General features: G+C 74.3%; 12 protein-coding genes. 9 read left to right on the top strand and 3 right to left on the bottom strand.

Translation table 11 applies throughout. The annotated features are described in order from the left end of the window. Positions 1-35: 35 nt before the first annotated feature. The 7 genes from NR073_RS06820 to pknB are packed head-to-tail and all read left to right on the top strand — an operon-like array spanning position 36 to position 10,452. Positions 36-953 carry a DUF3662 and FHA domain-containing protein gene (locus tag NR073_RS06820; RefSeq protein WP_061873127.1) on the top strand — a complete coding sequence of 306 codons (918 nt, stop codon included), beginning with the start codon at positions 36-38 and terminating at the stop codon, positions 951-953. Beyond that, on the top strand, positions 950-1,510 hold the full coding sequence (locus NR073_RS06825; protein ID WP_044659734.1) for an FHA domain-containing protein: 561 nt from the start codon (positions 950-952) through the stop codon (positions 1,508-1,510). The genes NR073_RS06820 and NR073_RS06825 overlap by 4 nt, the downstream gene beginning before the upstream one ends. A gap of 3 nt (positions 1,511-1,513) precedes the next feature. After that, on the top strand, positions 1,514-3,229 hold the full coding sequence (locus tag NR073_RS06830) for a PP2C family serine/threonine-protein phosphatase (RefSeq protein ID WP_256748688.1): 1,716 nt from the start codon (positions 1,514-1,516) through the stop codon (positions 3,227-3,229). After that, complete coding sequence (locus NR073_RS06835; protein WP_256748689.1) at positions 3,226-4,650, top strand: FtsW/RodA/SpoVE family cell cycle protein; 1,425 nt, start codon at positions 3,226-3,228, stop codon at positions 4,648-4,650. Before NR073_RS06830 ends, NR073_RS06835 begins: the two co-directional genes overlap by 4 nt. Then, positions 4,647-6,092 carry a penicillin-binding protein 2 gene (locus tag NR073_RS06840; RefSeq protein WP_036384638.1) on the top strand — a complete coding sequence of 482 codons (1,446 nt, stop codon included), beginning with the start codon at positions 4,647-4,649 and terminating at the stop codon, positions 6,090-6,092. The genes NR073_RS06835 and NR073_RS06840 overlap by 4 nt, the downstream gene beginning before the upstream one ends. Then, positions 6,089-8,143: a protein kinase gene (locus NR073_RS06845; protein ID WP_256748690.1), complete on the top strand. Its 2,055-nt coding sequence runs from the start codon at positions 6,089-6,091 to the stop codon at positions 8,141-8,143. Before NR073_RS06840 ends, NR073_RS06845 begins: the two co-directional genes overlap by 4 nt. Positions 8,144-8,175: 32 nt before the next feature. Continuing rightward, the gene (gene pknB / locus NR073_RS06850; RefSeq protein ID WP_069941251.1) at positions 8,176-10,452 is read left to right on the top strand and encodes a Stk1 family PASTA domain-containing Ser/Thr kinase; all 2,277 of its coding nucleotides are present in this window, start codon (positions 8,176-8,178) and stop codon (positions 10,450-10,452) included. Between the two features lie 45 nt (positions 10,453-10,497). Here the strand turns inward: pknB and NR073_RS06855 are convergent, their stop codons facing one another. Beyond that, positions 10,498-11,151, bottom strand: coding sequence for an aminodeoxychorismate/anthranilate synthase component II (locus NR073_RS06855; protein ID WP_036337278.1), 654 nt, complete (start codon positions 11,149-11,151; stop codon positions 10,498-10,500). Between the two features lie 156 nt (positions 11,152-11,307). On the opposite strand from NR073_RS06855, the gene NR073_RS06860 reads away from it, so the two are divergent. Continuing rightward, complete coding sequence (locus NR073_RS06860) at positions 11,308-11,613, top strand: cell division protein CrgA (protein ID WP_060973757.1); 306 nt, start codon at positions 11,308-11,310, stop codon at positions 11,611-11,613. 167 nt (positions 11,614-11,780) lie between these two features. Here the strand turns inward: NR073_RS06860 and NR073_RS11350 are convergent, their stop codons facing one another. Both NR073_RS11350 and NR073_RS06870 read right to left on the bottom strand, forming a co-directional pair. After that, entirely contained in the window at positions 11,781-12,722 is a 942-nt protein-coding gene (locus tag NR073_RS11350) for a rhomboid family intramembrane serine protease (protein ID WP_256748691.1), read from the bottom strand. Between the two features lie 11 nt (positions 12,723-12,733). Beyond that, the gene (locus NR073_RS06870) at positions 12,734-13,264 is read right to left on the bottom strand and encodes a peptidylprolyl isomerase (protein WP_010079725.1); all 531 of its coding nucleotides are present in this window, start codon (positions 13,262-13,264) and stop codon (positions 12,734-12,736) included. 186 nt (positions 13,265-13,450) lie between these two features. Between NR073_RS06870 and NR073_RS06875 the strand changes: the two genes are divergently transcribed. Next, complete coding sequence (locus NR073_RS06875; RefSeq protein ID WP_256748692.1) at positions 13,451-14,686, top strand: hypothetical protein; 1,236 nt, start codon at positions 13,451-13,453, stop codon at positions 14,684-14,686. The last annotated feature ends 41 nt before the right edge of the window (positions 14,687-14,727 follow it).

Consider the following 14,727-nt stretch of genomic DNA (forward strand, 5'->3'; position numbering starts at 1 on the left):
TATCGGGACGGACAACTGTGGAAAGGGGCCCCGTCGTGGGACTTCTGGACAACCTCGAACGCGGCCTGGAGCGGGCCGTGCGCTCGGCCTTCTCGGCCGGCGGTCCGCGGGCGGTCAAGCCGGTGGAGATCGCCTCGGCCCTGCGACAGGCGATGGACGACGAGTCGTTCGCGCTGTCCGAGGGCCACACGGTCGCGCCCAACAGCTACGTGGTCCACTTCTCCCCCGCCGACTTCGAGCGCGCCCGCTCGTGGGGGTCCACCCTCGCCAGCGAGCTGTGCGACGAGGTCATCCGCCACGCCGACTCCCAGGGCTATGCGCTGCCCGGCACGGTCCGGGTCGCCTTCCACCCGGACGCGGACGTGCGCGCCGGGGACCTGCGCGTCGTCACCCGCCTGGACGACGGCTCGCTCACCGCCCCGGCCCCCCACGACGACGGCGCCTCGCCCGCCACCGCCCACGGCCCGGGAGCCTCGGCCGCGGCGCCGGACCGACTGGTCGAGGACCTGCCGGCGGCCGCGCCCCGCAAGCCCTCCCCCGCCCCGCGCGTCGGGCCCCGTCCGGCGCCCCGCCGGGCCGCCGCCTCGACCGCGCCCGCCGCCCCCGCCCACGCCGACCAGCCGACCGTCGTGATGGGCCGCCCCGTGACCGGGCCCGCCGGCCCGGCCCTCGAGCTGGACGGCCGCATGCTCCCCCTGGACGGGGACGACCTCATCCTCGGCCGCTCGGCCGAGCGTGCCGACCTCGTGATCCCGGACTCCTCGGTGTCCCGCGAACACCTGCGCCTGCTCACCGTCGGCTCCACGGTCACGCTCCTGGACCTGGGCAGTCGCAACGGCGTGCTCGTCAACGGCCGCCGCGTGGACGGCTCCGTCACCCTGCGCGACGGGGACGTGGTGACCGTCGGCCAGACCGAGCTGCTGTTCTTCGGCGGGACGGGGGGCCGCGCATGAGCGAGCTCGCCGTCGCCGTGCTCCGCATGGGCCTGCTGCTGGCCCTGTGGGTGCTGATCATCTCCATCGTCATGGCGCAGGGCCGCGACCTCGTGGTCGGCCGACGCAACAAGACACGCCTCCAGCAGGCCCAGCGCGACGCCGGCCTGGTCACCGCGGTGCCCGCGGCCGGGGCCGCCGGGGCGGGCTCGTCCGCGGTCGACCGCCCCGCGCCCGCGTCGACGCCGGCCCCCGCCGCGTCCGCGCCGACGACGCCGGCCCCGCGGCTGTCCCGGACCCTGCGGGTGGTCGAGGGCCCGAAGGCCGGGCAGACCATCGCCCTGGAGGGCCGTCCCCTGCTGATGGGCCGCGCCCAGGACGCCGACCTGGTGCTCGTGGACGACTACGCCTCCGGCCGCCACGCCCGGCTGTTCCCGCAGGGCACCCGCTGGTTCCTCGAGGACCTCGGCTCCACGAACGGCACCTACGTGAACGGCGCCCCCGTCACCCGCGCGCTGCCCGTGGGCCCCGGCACGGCCATCCGCATCGGCAAGACCGTCATGGAGCTCGAGGCCTGACCCATGACCCTCGTCCTCCGCTACGCCGCCCGCTCCGACGTCGGCCGCGTCCGTGCCAAGAACGACGACTCCGCCTACGTGGGCCGTCATCTGGCCGTGCTCGCGGACGGCATGGGCGGGCACGTGGGCGGCGACGTGGCAAGCGCGTCCACGGTGCTGGACCTGGCCCCGCTGGATGCGGTGGGCTACGAGGACCCGGCCACGGTGCTGCCGGACGAGATCCAGAACGCCAACCTGATCCTCAACGAGCTGGTGCACGCCAACCCCAAGCTCGCCGGCATGGGCACCACGTGCACCGCCGGCCTGCTCGCGGGGACCACGCTGCACATCGCGCACATCGGCGACTCCCGTGCCTACCGGCTCGCGGACGGCGAGTTCTCCCAGGTCACCACGGACCACACGTTCGTGCAGAAGCTCGTCGACGAGGGGCGCCTCGAGGCCGGGGAGGCCCCGTTCCACCCGAACAAGAACGTGCTCATGCGCGTGCTCGGCGACGTGGACGCCTCCCCCGAGCTGGACGTGTTCGAGGTGCCCGTCGCCCCCGGAGAGCGCTGGCTGTTCTGCTCGGACGGCCTCACGGACGTGGTCTCCCCCGAGAAGATCCACGAGGTGCTGCGGGACTCGGAGGCTCTCAACCAGGCCGTCGACACCCTCGTGGACCTGACCCTCAAGGGCGGCGCCCCGGACAACGTCACCGTGGTGGCGTTCGAGATCGCGGAGGGCACGGCGGAGGAGCTGGCCCCCGTCCCGGACGTCCACCTGTCCGAGCAGGCCCTCGCCGCGGCCCACCCGCCCGAGGTCGGCCCGGTCTCCGGCCTGCTGCTGCGCGAGGACCTGGACGCACGGCCTCACCTGCTCGTCGGCGCGGCCTCCAACGCTGTGAGGACCGATCGCATCCCCGTGGTCACCCGCAGCTCCACGCGCCGCCGCGCCGCTGCCCTGCTCGGCGAGACGCCCGTGCCGGAGAACCGTCCCCGGCGCACCGCGGCCGTCCTCACGGACGGGCCGGATCCCGACGTCGCCGCGCGCCCGGACCCGTCCGCCCCGCCCGCCGCGCCGCGCGGCACCGCGGCCGCCGTCGGCTCCTCCTCCGCCGCCACACCGGCCGCCACCGCTGCCGACCAGCCGTCCGACGAGGCCGCCGAGGCGTCGGCCACGGCCCCCACCCCGGCCCCGGCGACCTCCGGGCCCGCCGGCGGCTCCGAGGCCAGGGCCGCGCGTCGGCGGCGTGGGAAGGACGACCGCCCGGTGCAGTACCGTCGCGGCTGGTTCATCCCCGTATTCACCACGCTGCTCGCCCTCACCCTCGCGGCCGTGGCCGTGTGGGGCTACCTGTGGACCCAGACGCAGTACTACGTGGGGGCCAACGACGGCCGGATCGCCGTGTTCAAGGGCGTCTCCCAGCGGCTGGGCCCGCTCGAGCTGTCCCACGTGGACCGCCAGACCGACCTCCCGGTGGACGCGCTGCCCGCGTACGCACGCGACCGCGTGAACGCCGGCATGCCCGCCCGGGACGTGGACCACGCGGAGCAGATCGTCGCCGAGCTGCGCGACTCGCTGCACCCGAACGCCCCCGCCCCCGCCGGTGAGCCCTCCGAGCGGGCCCGGCCGAGCACGACGCCGTCGTCGTCCTCCGCCCGCCCCTCGGACGCGTCCGGCTCCGCCGCGCCGACGAGCCCGGCATCGTCCCCGAGCGCGACGGGAGGTGAGGCCCCGTGACCGAGGTGATCTCCCCCGCACGCCCGCGCCGGAACATCGAACTGGTCCTGCTGCTGGCCGCCCTGGCCATCGCCCTGGGGGCGGACCTGCTGGGCATGATCGGCACGGACGCCCCGCTGGACTCCACCGCCTGGGTGCCGCTGGGCATCTTCGGGGCCGCCACCCTGGTGCTGCACGTGGTCCTGCGGCTGCGCGCCCCCTACGCGGACCCGTTCATGCTGCCGATCACCGCCCTGCTCAACGGGCTGGGCCTGGCCATGATCCACCGGCTGAGCCAGGACGCCGCGATGGCCAACCCCACCTCGCAGCTCGTGTGGTCCGTCCTGGCCGTCCTGGTGGCCTCCGCCCTGGTGTTCCTGGTGCGCGACCATCGGGTGCTGCGGCGCTGGCCCTACCTGTTCCTCGTCGCGTCCGGCGTGCTGCTGCTCCTGCCGCTCGTGCCCGGGCTGGGCCTGAGCATGTACGGGGCGCGGATCTGGATCGACGTCGGATTCGGCACCTTCCAGCCCGGTGAGATCGCCAAGATCACGCTGGCCATCTTCTTCGCCGGCTACCTCTCCGCGAACCGCGACCTGATCCTGCTGGCCGGCCGCCGCGTGGGCCCGGTGACCTTCCCCCGCGCCCGGGACCTCGGCCCGTTGCTGGCCGGCTGGCTCCTGGCGCTCGGCGTGCTCGTGTTCCAGCGCGACCTGGGCTCGGCCCTGCTGTTCTTCGGCATGTTCATGGCGATGCTCTACATCGCCACGTCCCGCGCCTCCTGGATCCTCCTCGGCCTGGGCCTGATCGCCTTCGGCGCGGCGCTGGCGTTCCTGTTCATGCCGCACGTGACCGCCAGGTTCGAGATCTGGCTGAGGGCCTTCGACCCCGAGATCTACCATCGCGACTTCGGCGGCTCCTACCAGGTGGTCCAGGGCCTGTTCGCGATGGCCTCAGGCGGGCTGATGGGCACCGGCCTGGGCGCGGGCAACCCCACCCAGGTGCCGCTGTCCTTCTCGGACATGATCCTCACGGCCATCGGCGAGGAGCTCGGCTTCGTGGGCCTGGCCGCCGTGCTCGTCCTGTACCTCCTGCTCGTCACCCGCATGATGCGCGCCGCCCTCGGCGTGCGCGACGCGTTCGGCAAGGTGCTCGCCTCCGGCCTGGCCTTCACCATGGCGTGGCAGGTGTTCGTGGTGATGGGCGGCGTGACCCTCGTGCTGCCGCTCACCGGCCTCACGACGCCGTTCCTCGCCGCCGGCGGCTCGTCGCTGCTGGCCAACTGGATCATCGTGGGGCTCGTGCTGCGCATCTCGAACGCCGCCCGCCGTCCCGTGGTCGTGGACGGGATGGTCAACGCGTCCGGGCCCGGCGCCGGCCACCTCGACCCCGGCACGGCGCTCCCGGCGGCGGCCGTGCCCCCGGGAGGAGGTGAGGAGCGGTGAACGAGGCGATCCGACGCACGTGGACCGTCATGGCGGCCATGATCCTGGTGCTCGCGCTGGCCGCGTCCGTCATCCAGGTGCTGGCCGCGGACCAGCTCAAGACGCACGCCCTGAACTCGCGGCAGATGTTCCTGGAGTTCGGCGCCCCGCGCGGGCCGATCCTCGTGGACGGCGAGCCGATTGCCGAGTCCGTCCCCTCCGACGACGCGTACCACTACCAGCGCGTCTACCACGAGCCCGAGCTGTACGCCCCGCTCACGGGCTTCTATTCGCTCACCTACGGCACCGACGGGCTGGAGGCGGCCATGAACGAGCAGCTCTCCGGCACCCCCACGTCCCAGTTCGTGGACCGCGCCATGGAGATCATCACGGGTGCCACGCCTGAGGGCGACCAGGTGGAGCTGACGATCGACCCCGAGCTGCAGCGCCTGGCGTACGACGCGCTCCCGGACGGCGTGCGCGCCTCCGCCGTGGTCACGGACCCGACGACAGGCGAGATCCTGGCCATGGTGTCGAAGCCGAGCTTCGACTCCAACGCGCTCTCCTCGCACAGCCCGGCCGAGGCGCAGGCGGCCATGGCCGCGATCGACCAGATCCCCGGTGCCAGCGCGTACCGCAACCGCGCCGCGGAGCAGCTCGTGTCCCCCGGCTCCACGTTCAAGCTGATCGACGCGGTGGCCATGCTCGAGTCCGGTGACTACACCCCGGACGGGACGGTGGACATCCCCGCCGCGTGGACGCTGCCCGGCACGACCACGGAGCTGCCCAACTACGACGGCTCACCGTGCAACACCGTGGGGCGTCAGACCCTCACGTGGGCGCTGGCGCAGTCCTGCAACACGCCGTTCGCCATGGCCGCCGTCGAGCTGGGCCAGGACCGGATCCGGGAGGTCGCCGAGCGGTTCGGCTTCAACGACTCCTTCGACTACCCGCTGCCCGTGACCGGCTCCGTGTTCCCCTCCGACCTGGACGACGCCGCGCTGGCGCAGTCCTCGATCGGCCAGCGGGACGTGCAGGCCACCGCGCTGCAGATGGCCATGGTGGCCGCCGGCATCGCGAACGACGGCGTGGTCATGGAGCCGCAGCTGATCAAGGCGGTCCGCCGTTCGGACCTCACCACGGTGCAGGAGTTCAGCCCCCGTGAGCGCGGCCGGGCCACGACCCCCGAGGTGGCCGGGCAGGTCTCGGACATGATGGTCTCGGCGGTGGAGGACGGCATCCTGGGATCCGTGCAGTCGGACACGGTGCGGATCGCGGCGAAGTCGGGCACGGCCGAGGTCGGGGACACGGGCAACGTGCACTCCTGGATCACCGGCTTCGACGCGAGCGAGAACCCCCGGGCGGCCGTGACGATCGTGGTGGAGGACGAGCCGCCGGGGGTTGGACATCAGACAGTCGTCAGTGGCATGAAGGCAATCATGGAAGCGGTGGTCACGGAATGAGGCCGACATCGGGCATCACCCTCGGGGGCAGGTACCAGCTGACCGATCGCATCGCGATCGGCGGCATGGGCGAGGTGTGGAAGGCCCGGGACAAGGTCCTGGGCCGGATCACCGCCGTGAAGATCCTCAAGGAGGAGTACACGGGTGACCCCAACTTCCTGCGCCGCTTCCGGGCGGAGGCCCAGCACACCGCGCTGCTGAACCACCCCGGCGTCGCCAACGTCTACGACTACGGCGAGGAGAAGGGCTCCGCCTACCTCGTCATGGAGCTCGTGCCGGGCCAGCCACTGTCCTCCATCCTCGAGAAGGAGAAGGTGCTCTCCCCCGAGCGGACCCTGCGGATCATCGCGCAGACGGCGGCCGCGCTCTCGGCTGCCCACGCCCAGGGGCTCGTGCACCGCGACGTCAAGCCCGGCAACCTCATGATCACGCCCACCGGCCGGGTGAAGGTGACGGACTTCGGCATCGCGCGCCTGGCGGACCAGGTCCCGCTCACGGCCACCGGCCAGGTGATGGGCACCGCCCAGTACCTCGCGCCCGAACAGGCCACGGGGCAGCAGGCCACCGGCTCCTCCGACCTCTACTCGCTGGGCATCATCGGCTACGAGGCCCTCGCCGGGCATCGCCCGTTCACGGGCGAGTCCCAGATCGCGATCGCCCTCGCCCAGGTCAACGACACCCCGCCGCCCCTGCCGGACACCGTCCCGGCCCCGGTGCGCGCCCTGATCATGTGCATGCTCTCGAAGGACCCCAAGGAGCGGCCCTCGGACGCGACCGCGCTCTCGGAGGCCGCCGACGCGCTGCGTCGCAAGGACACCCGCGGCGCCGTGGAGGCCGTGCCCGGCCTGGCCGTCTTCCTCGAGGAGCAGGGCGTGGCCGACCCCTCGGGCGCCGAGACCGCTCCCCTGGACTACGACGGCATGCGCACCACCCATCCCCGCGCCGAGGGCACCCGGACAGACGGCTCCCCCGCCACCGCGGCGCTGCCGGTGACCGCGGCCCAGCCCCGCACCGACGACGACGCCCGCGGCCCCGGCGCCGCCGGTGCGGCGGCCGTGGGCGCGGCCGGTGCGGCCGGCGCCGCCGTGAGCGCGAGCACGCGCGACCACGAGATCGCCGCCGTGCGCGACCAGCAGACCCGCCCGGGCGACGTCGTGGACCCGGGCCCGCCCGCCGGGGGCGGCTCCGCGCCCGCCCGCCGGCGACGCGCCAACCCCTGGCCGCTGTGGGCGCTGCTCGGTCTCGTGGTGTTCGCCCTGTTGGGGGCGCTGCTGTGGCCGCTGCTCACGGGTGGCCGCGGCGACGGCGGCTCGGCGCCGGCGACCTCGCAGGAGGAGTCGTCCGTGAACGTGGACCCGGAGGCGTACAAGGGTCGCCCCGTGAGCGAGGTGCGCGCCGAGCTCGAGGGCCTCGGCCTGGCGGTGCGCGAGGAGGACCGCGACGCGCAGAGCCCGGAGGGCACCGTCGAGGAGATCAACCCCGTGGGGGCGCTGCAGCGCGGTGAGACCGTCACGCTGGCCGTCTCCACCGGGGAGGGCGTCATCCCGGAGGGTCTCGTGGGCCAGCCCGTGGACAGCGCGATCCAGACGCTGCGCGACCGCGGCTTCACCGTGGACCGGGTGGACGACCCGTCCGCCGACGGCGCCGACGGCGAGGTGGTGCGCGTGGTGCCCGGCGAGGGCGAGCGTCACCGCTATGACACGCACGTGCAGCTGATAGTGGCCACCGGCGGGTCCGACGCCGCGCCGACCCGCGAGGCCTCCCAGCCCGCCTCGGAGCCGGAGCCCAGCGCGTCGGAGGAGCCGAGCAGCGAGCCGAGCCCGTCGGCCTCGGACGAGCCCAGCCCGTCCCCCACCGCCGAATCCCCGACGGCCACCGCCGACCCGGAGCCCATGCCGGAGCCGACCGAGGAGCCGACGACACCCACGGGGGATCCGACGACGGAGTCCTCCGGGGAGTCCACGGCGCCGACGGGCCAGCCCACCACCGACCCGTCCGCTGACGCGCGTGGTGCGGAGGCCTCGTCCGCCGACGCCACGCCCTCCGCTTGAGCAGCGGGCGGGACGGGCACGCGGACGTGTCTGTGGATGAGCAGAGGATCCTGAACGGGCGGTACCGGATCGGTGAGCTGATCGGGCGCGGCGGCATGGCGGACGTCTTCCGCGGCGAGGACCTGCGGCTGCACCGCCCGGTGGCGGTCAAGCTGATGCGCCGGGACCTGGCGCGCGATCCGCACTTCCAGGCGCGCTTCCGCAAGGAGGCACGCTCGGCGGCCTCCCTGAACCACCCCTCGATCGTCTCCGTGTACGACACGGGCGAGGTCTCCCTCGAGGACGGCCTCCATCCGGTGGACTGCCCGTTCCTGGTGATGGAGCTCGTCTCCGGCCGGACGCTGCGGGAGATCCTGCACGCCGAGGGCGCCGTGGGCACGGACCGTGCCGTGGCCTGGACCCGGGGCGTACTGGAAGCGCTCGAGCACGCGCACGAGGAGGGCATCGTCCACCGCGATGTGAAGCCCGCGAACGTCATGGTCACGGAGACGGGCGCCGTGAAGGTGATGGACTTCGGGATCGCCCATGCGCTGGCCGACACCTCCGCCACCACGTCGCAGACCCAGGCCGTGGTGGGCACGGCCCTCTACCTGGCTCCGGAGCAGGCGACGGGCCGCACCGTGGACGGCCGCGCCGACCTCTACGCGGCCGGCTGCCTGCTGTTCGAGCTGCTCACGGGCCGACCCCCCTTCACGGGTGACACGCCGCTGGCCGTGGCCTACCAGCACGTGCGCGAGGAGCCGCCGGCACCCTCCGACGTCGACCCCGACCTGCCGCCCGCGTTCGACCCCGTGGTGCTGCGCGCCCTGCGCAAGGATCCGGAGGACCGGTTCCCCACGGGCGCCGCGTTCCTCGCGGCCCTCGAGGAGGCCGCCGCGGATCCGCACGCCGGCCCCGGCCGTCACACCCCGCCGCTCGATGCCGTCCCTCCCGCCCTCGTCGGCGCGGTGCTGGGCGCCGCGGCCGCGGAGCACGGGGCCGATGTGCCGACGGCCGCGGTCCCGCTGACCCGGCCGACGCCCTCCGTCCCGGCCGAGCCGGACGCCGCACAGCCCCAGGCGGCGAACCATGCCGTGGCGGGTGCGGGACTGCTCGGCGCCGCCTCCGCCGCGCAGCTTGCCGCCGCCGCCGCCATGGACGGCCCCCGCCCGGTGACGGTCGGCCAGCCGGTGATGCCCGGTGCGGTCGCGACGCCCCGGCCCGAACCGCAAGGGGACACGCCGGCGCCAGCGACGGCCACGCACCGTCGCGTCCGCCGGCGCCTCCGCCGGCGCACGCTCCTGGCGGCCGGCGCGGTCCTGATCGCGCTGGCCCTGGTCCTGGCGCCGTGGCTCGCGGCGGCTCTGCCCACCACCGCGGAGGTGCCCGCGGTGGTGGGGCTGCAGCAGGACGAGGCGGTCGCGGCGCTCGAGGACGCAGGTCTGGTGGCCGTCGTCTCGTCCGCGTACATGGCCGACGCCCCGGACGGGACCGTCACCCAGAGCGACCCGCCGACGGGCACGGAGGTGCCCCGCGGGGCCGAGGTGCGGATCCGGGTGTCCCGCGGCGAGGAGGGCATCGCGCTGTCCGACTCCCTGCACGGGCTGTCCGAGGACGCGGCCCGCCGCGAGCTGGAACGGCTGGGCCTGCGTGTCTCCTCCGTGCAGTACCAGGACGACGGCCGACTCGAACGCGGGCTGCTCGCCCGCACCGACCCCGCGATGGGCACGCACGTGCCGCCCGGCTCCTCCGTGGTGCTGCACCTGTCCAGCGGCATGGTCGACGTGCCGGATGTGGTGGGGATGAGCGCTCCGGACGCGCGGCGTCAGCTGGCGCTGAGCGCCCCCGAGCTGCGCGTGCGGATCCAGGACGAGGACGGCGCGACCACGGACACCGGAACGGTCGTGGCCCAGGATCCGCCCGCCGGCGTCCGCGTGGACAACCGTTCCTCCCTGACCCTGACGGCGTCCTCATGGATCGCGCCCACGGCCGAGCCCTCCGAGCCGGCGCCGCCGTCCAGCGAGGCGCCCGAGCCCACGCCGTCGGCGTCCGCGTCACCGAGCCCCCCGCCGTCGGAGAGCCCCGAGCCCTCCGCGAGCGCGGAACCCTCGCCCTCGCCGTCCGCCTCGGCCACGCCCAGCCCCGAGCCGACGACGACCGCGACGCCGTCACCGACGCAGAGCCCGGCGCCGACGTCGGCGGCCCCGTCGACCTCGTCGGAGCCGACCGAGCAGTCGCCGAGCACCTCGTCCACCGCGACGCCGGTGGACCCGCTGCCGACGCTGACGCCGGAGCCCGAGCCCTCGATCGATCCGCCGCCGTCCACCTGAGCGGACGGGGCGCCGTCGGACCCGCGAACCGGGCCCCGGGGCCGGTCAGTCCTGGCGGACGAGGGGCGAGAGCCGGCCGCCGCGCTCGGCGGCCCCGGAGAGCCCCACGGACTCGAGCCAGTTGCCGAGCATCCGGTAGCCGCCCTCGGTGAGCACGGACTCGGGGTGGAACTGCACGCCCCACAGGGGCGCGGTGCGGTGGGCCAGTCCCATCACGACGCCGTCCTCGGTCTCGGCGGTGATCTCCAGGACCGCCTCGTCCACGGTGGGCCGCACGGCGGCCAGCGAGTGGTAGCGGGTGGCGGTGAACGGCGAGGGGACGCCCTCGAACATGGGGTGCTCGCCGCGGCGGACCAGAGACGTCTTGCCGTGCATGAGGGATTCCGCGTGCGTCACGGTGGCGCCGAACGCCTCCGCGATGGCCTGGTGCCCCAGGCACACCCCGAAGAGCGGACGGCCGCCGTCGGCGGCGGAGCGGATGAGGTCGAGGGAGACACCGGCGTCGGCGGGCGCGCCCGGCCCGGGCGAGATGAGCACCGCCGTGTGCTCGGCCGCGAGCTCGAGGGCGCGGGCGGGGGTGACCTCGTCGTTGCGGATCACGGTGGTGCGGGCCCCGAGCTGCTCGAGGTAGCCCACCAGGGTGTAGACGAAGCTGTCGTAGTTGTCGACGACGAGGACGGAGACCTCGGGGCTCTGCACGGGGGCGCTCTTTCCTCCCCGCCGCGTGGGAGCGGGGTGCATAGACTGGCCGGGCACGTCGCTGACCCCGGTCCTGGGCAGGTCAGCAGGATACCGTCCCCGCCCCGGTCCCCGCCGGTGGGGGCGCCCACCACCCCCCACCCGAGGAGAAGACCCGTGGCAGCACCCGCCGGCAAGCGCAAGGACTCGGCCCGTCGGAAGCGCGAGGAGCTCGAGGCCGCGCGCCGCAGCCGCTCCGCCGTGCGGACGGACCTCGGGGACGTGGACCCGGGTCCGAAGCCCCTCTCCCCCGGGTACAAGGTCGTGATGTTCGGCCTGCTGATCCTCGGCCTGCTCTGGATCATCGTCTACTACCTGACCCAGGGCCTCTTCCCGATCGTGCAGATCGGCGGCTGGAACATCCTCGTGGGCTTCGGCATCGCGCTCGTCGGGTTCCTGATGATGTCCCGCTGGAGCGAATGACACGCGTGTAGTTCTCCACAGCGGTGGACAACCCTGTGGATGGCCGATCCGCACGATCCCGCCCGGAGACGAGTTGTCCCCGGAGTTGTCCACAGGTGTGGACACCCCTGTGGGAAGAAGTGCACACCCGGCTGTGGAGAACTCCGGGGACGGTCGGGGACGACGGTCTAGCCGAGCAGGCCGGCCACCGTGACCCGTGCGGCGCCGAGCACCGTGAGCGCCGCCAGCGCCGCCGCCACGACCACGAGGCCGGCTGCCTGGGCGCCCACGGACGGCACGCGCGCGCGGCCGGGCCGCAGCCCGCCGGCCAGGGAGAACACGACGGCGACGACGGCGCCCGTCAGCAGCCCGCCCACGTGCACCTGCCAGGCCACCCCGGGCAACAGGAACGAGAACACGAGGTTCAGGCCGATCAGCACGGCGATCGAGCGCACCTGGCCGCCCCGCACCCGGGTGAGCAGGAACAGGGCCGCGAACATGCCGTACACGGCGCCGGACGCCCCGACGACGGGCTGCAGCGGGTCCGAGACCCACAGCGCGAACACCGCGCCGCCCACGGCGGAGAGCACGTAGAGAGCGAGGAACCGCCACCAGCCCAGCGCGGGCTCGAGCACGCGCCCGATCACCCACAGCGCGAGCATGTTCAGCAGCAGGTGCGTGGGACCGGAGACGTCGTGCACGAGCGCGTAGGAGGCCATCCGCCACGGCTCCATGCCGTACGGGGACGTGTAGAGCCCGGCGTACCAGAGCGCCTCGGTCACGCCGGACGCCTGGTCCCGGGTCAGCCACTGCGCCGCGTAGACCACCGCCGTGACCGCCAGCAGGATCCAGGTGACGGGCGAGGCGGCGAAGCCCGTCCGCCGTCGGACCGGGACCGACGCGGCGGCGCCGGCGGGAGCCACCGTCGGAGCAGGGCCGGCCACGACGCCGGACGCACAGTCCACGCAGACCGGTCCGGCCGCGGAGCCGGGACGCTGGCAGTCGAGGCACGCGGGGCGCCGGCAGACGGCGCAGCGCACATACGCGGCACGGCCCGGATGCCGCGGGCACACCGGGGGTGTGCCGTCCGCGGAGTCCGGGCCGTGCGGGTCAGAGGGGGTGGTGCTCACCGAGGGGCTGCTCAGGCCTCGTCGATGTCGATGGACTCGATGACGACGTCCTCGAGCGGGCGGTCACGGGGATCGGTGGCGACGGCGTTGAGCTCGTCCACGACCTTCTGGGAGGCCTCGTCCTTCACCTCGCCGAAGATGGTGTGCTTGCCGTTGAGCCAGCCGGTGGGCACGGAGGTGATGAAGAACTGCGAGCCGTTGGTGCCGGGGCCGGCGTTGGCCATGGCCAGCAGGTAGGGGCGGTCGAACTGCAGCTCGGGGTGGATCTCGTCGCCGAACTGGTAGCCGGGGCCGCCGATGCCCATGCCGAGCGGGTCGCCGCCCTGGATCATGAAGTCCTTGATGATGCGGTGGAACACGGTGCCGGAGTACAGCGGGGCGCCGTTGTTCTTCTCACCGGTCTGCGGGTGGGTCCACTCCTGCTCGCCGGTGGCGAGGCCCACGAAGTTCTTCACGGTCTTCGGGGCGTGGTTGCCGAACAGCTCGACGACGATGTCGCCGTGGTTCGTGTGGATGGTCGCGGTGTGCGTCTTGTTCGCCATGCGCCCCATTGTTCCATCCGCGGCGGCGGGCCGTCCGGATCCCGCCGTCCGGGGTCGGGATCTTCCGCGATCGGCGTACGCACTCCCGGCGTGCCGGGACCCGTGCCACGGCGGGGGTCGGCCACTAGGCTGGGCCTCGAGGACCACCGCGTTCAACGACCATCCAGAACCCACGGGAGGCATCACATGGCTCGCACGACCCTGCACGACGAGATCCAGCACGACGGCGGCACGAACGCGTTCGTCGCACGCCAGGCGGAGAACCTGCGCCACTGGGCCGCCCCGAAGGTGGAGTCCACCCGTGCCTGGGGCGAGGTGGCCGCGGCCTACGGGCTGATCGGCGGCTCCGCCGCGGCCGAGGAGGGCCGCCGCAAGGCCCAGGACGCCAAGAAGGAGTACGGCCCCGTGGTCGAGCGCGGGGCGCGCAAGGCCGGCGAGGCCGTGGCGCACCAGTACGGGCTGCTGGCCCCCGCCGTCGCCAAGGGCGTGGACACCGTCCAGGACTTCCTCGAGCACCTGCAGGCCCAGGCGCAGGACGCCGGCCACGACGTGCAGCAGCAGTTCGCCGCGGCGCGCAAGGACGCCGAGAAGGCCGCGAAGAAGGGCCGCCGTCGTGGGGGCCGCAAGGCCAAGCAGCTGCGCCGGGACGGCCGCCAGGCCGCCCAGGGCCTGCGCAAGGACGCGAAGAAGGCCGCCAAGGGCGCCCGCAAGGACGCGCAGCGGTCCGCCGCCCTGTTCAGCGACCGTGCCGGCCAGGCCAAGGACGCCGCCGCGGCGGGCGGCCTGACCCTCGCCGGCCTCCTCGCCACGGGTCTGTCCGCGCTGCAGGAGCAGGGCGGGAAGGTGGCCCCGCAGGTGCAGGCCCGCCTGGCCGACGCCGGCGACTACGCCCAGCGCCGCAAGGAGGAGGTCCTCCCCGTGGCCGCCGCCCGCCTGGCCGACGGCGCCGCGCACGCCCGCAAGACCGCCCACGACGTCGAGGTCCCGGACGCCCTGGAGCAGGCCCTGATCAAGCTCACCGGGGACAAGGCGATCGTGAAGCGCCTGCGCCAGGGCGCCGAGCAGTACGCCGGCGCCGCCGAGAAGGACCTGAACCGTGCCGCCGGTCGCCGGGCCTCCCGCTCGGGCGGCCGCGCCTGGATCGTCGCGGGCATGGCGGCCGCCGCCGCCGGCGCCGGCTTCGCCCTGTGGCGCCTGACCAAGCCGGTGCAGGATCCGTGGACCGCCCCGGTGCCGGGCCCGATCACCGCGAACATCCCGGTGGTGGAGGCCAACAACCCCTACGCCCAGCAGCAGAAGGTCGTGGCCGAGGCCGGCTCGGCCGCGGCGGGTCAGGGCGTGCGGGTGGACACCGCCACGCCGGACCCGGTGGCCGCCGCCAACGCGAAGGTGCTGGGCGTCCAGCCCGGGCAGCAGCGCTGACCCGCTCCCCCGCGCTCTGAGCGCGCAGCGGACGGCGACCG

Source organism: Micrococcus sp. Mcc28 (assembly GCF_024519775.1).
Lineage (GTDB): Bacteria > Actinomycetota > Actinomycetes > Actinomycetales > Micrococcaceae > Micrococcus > Micrococcus luteus.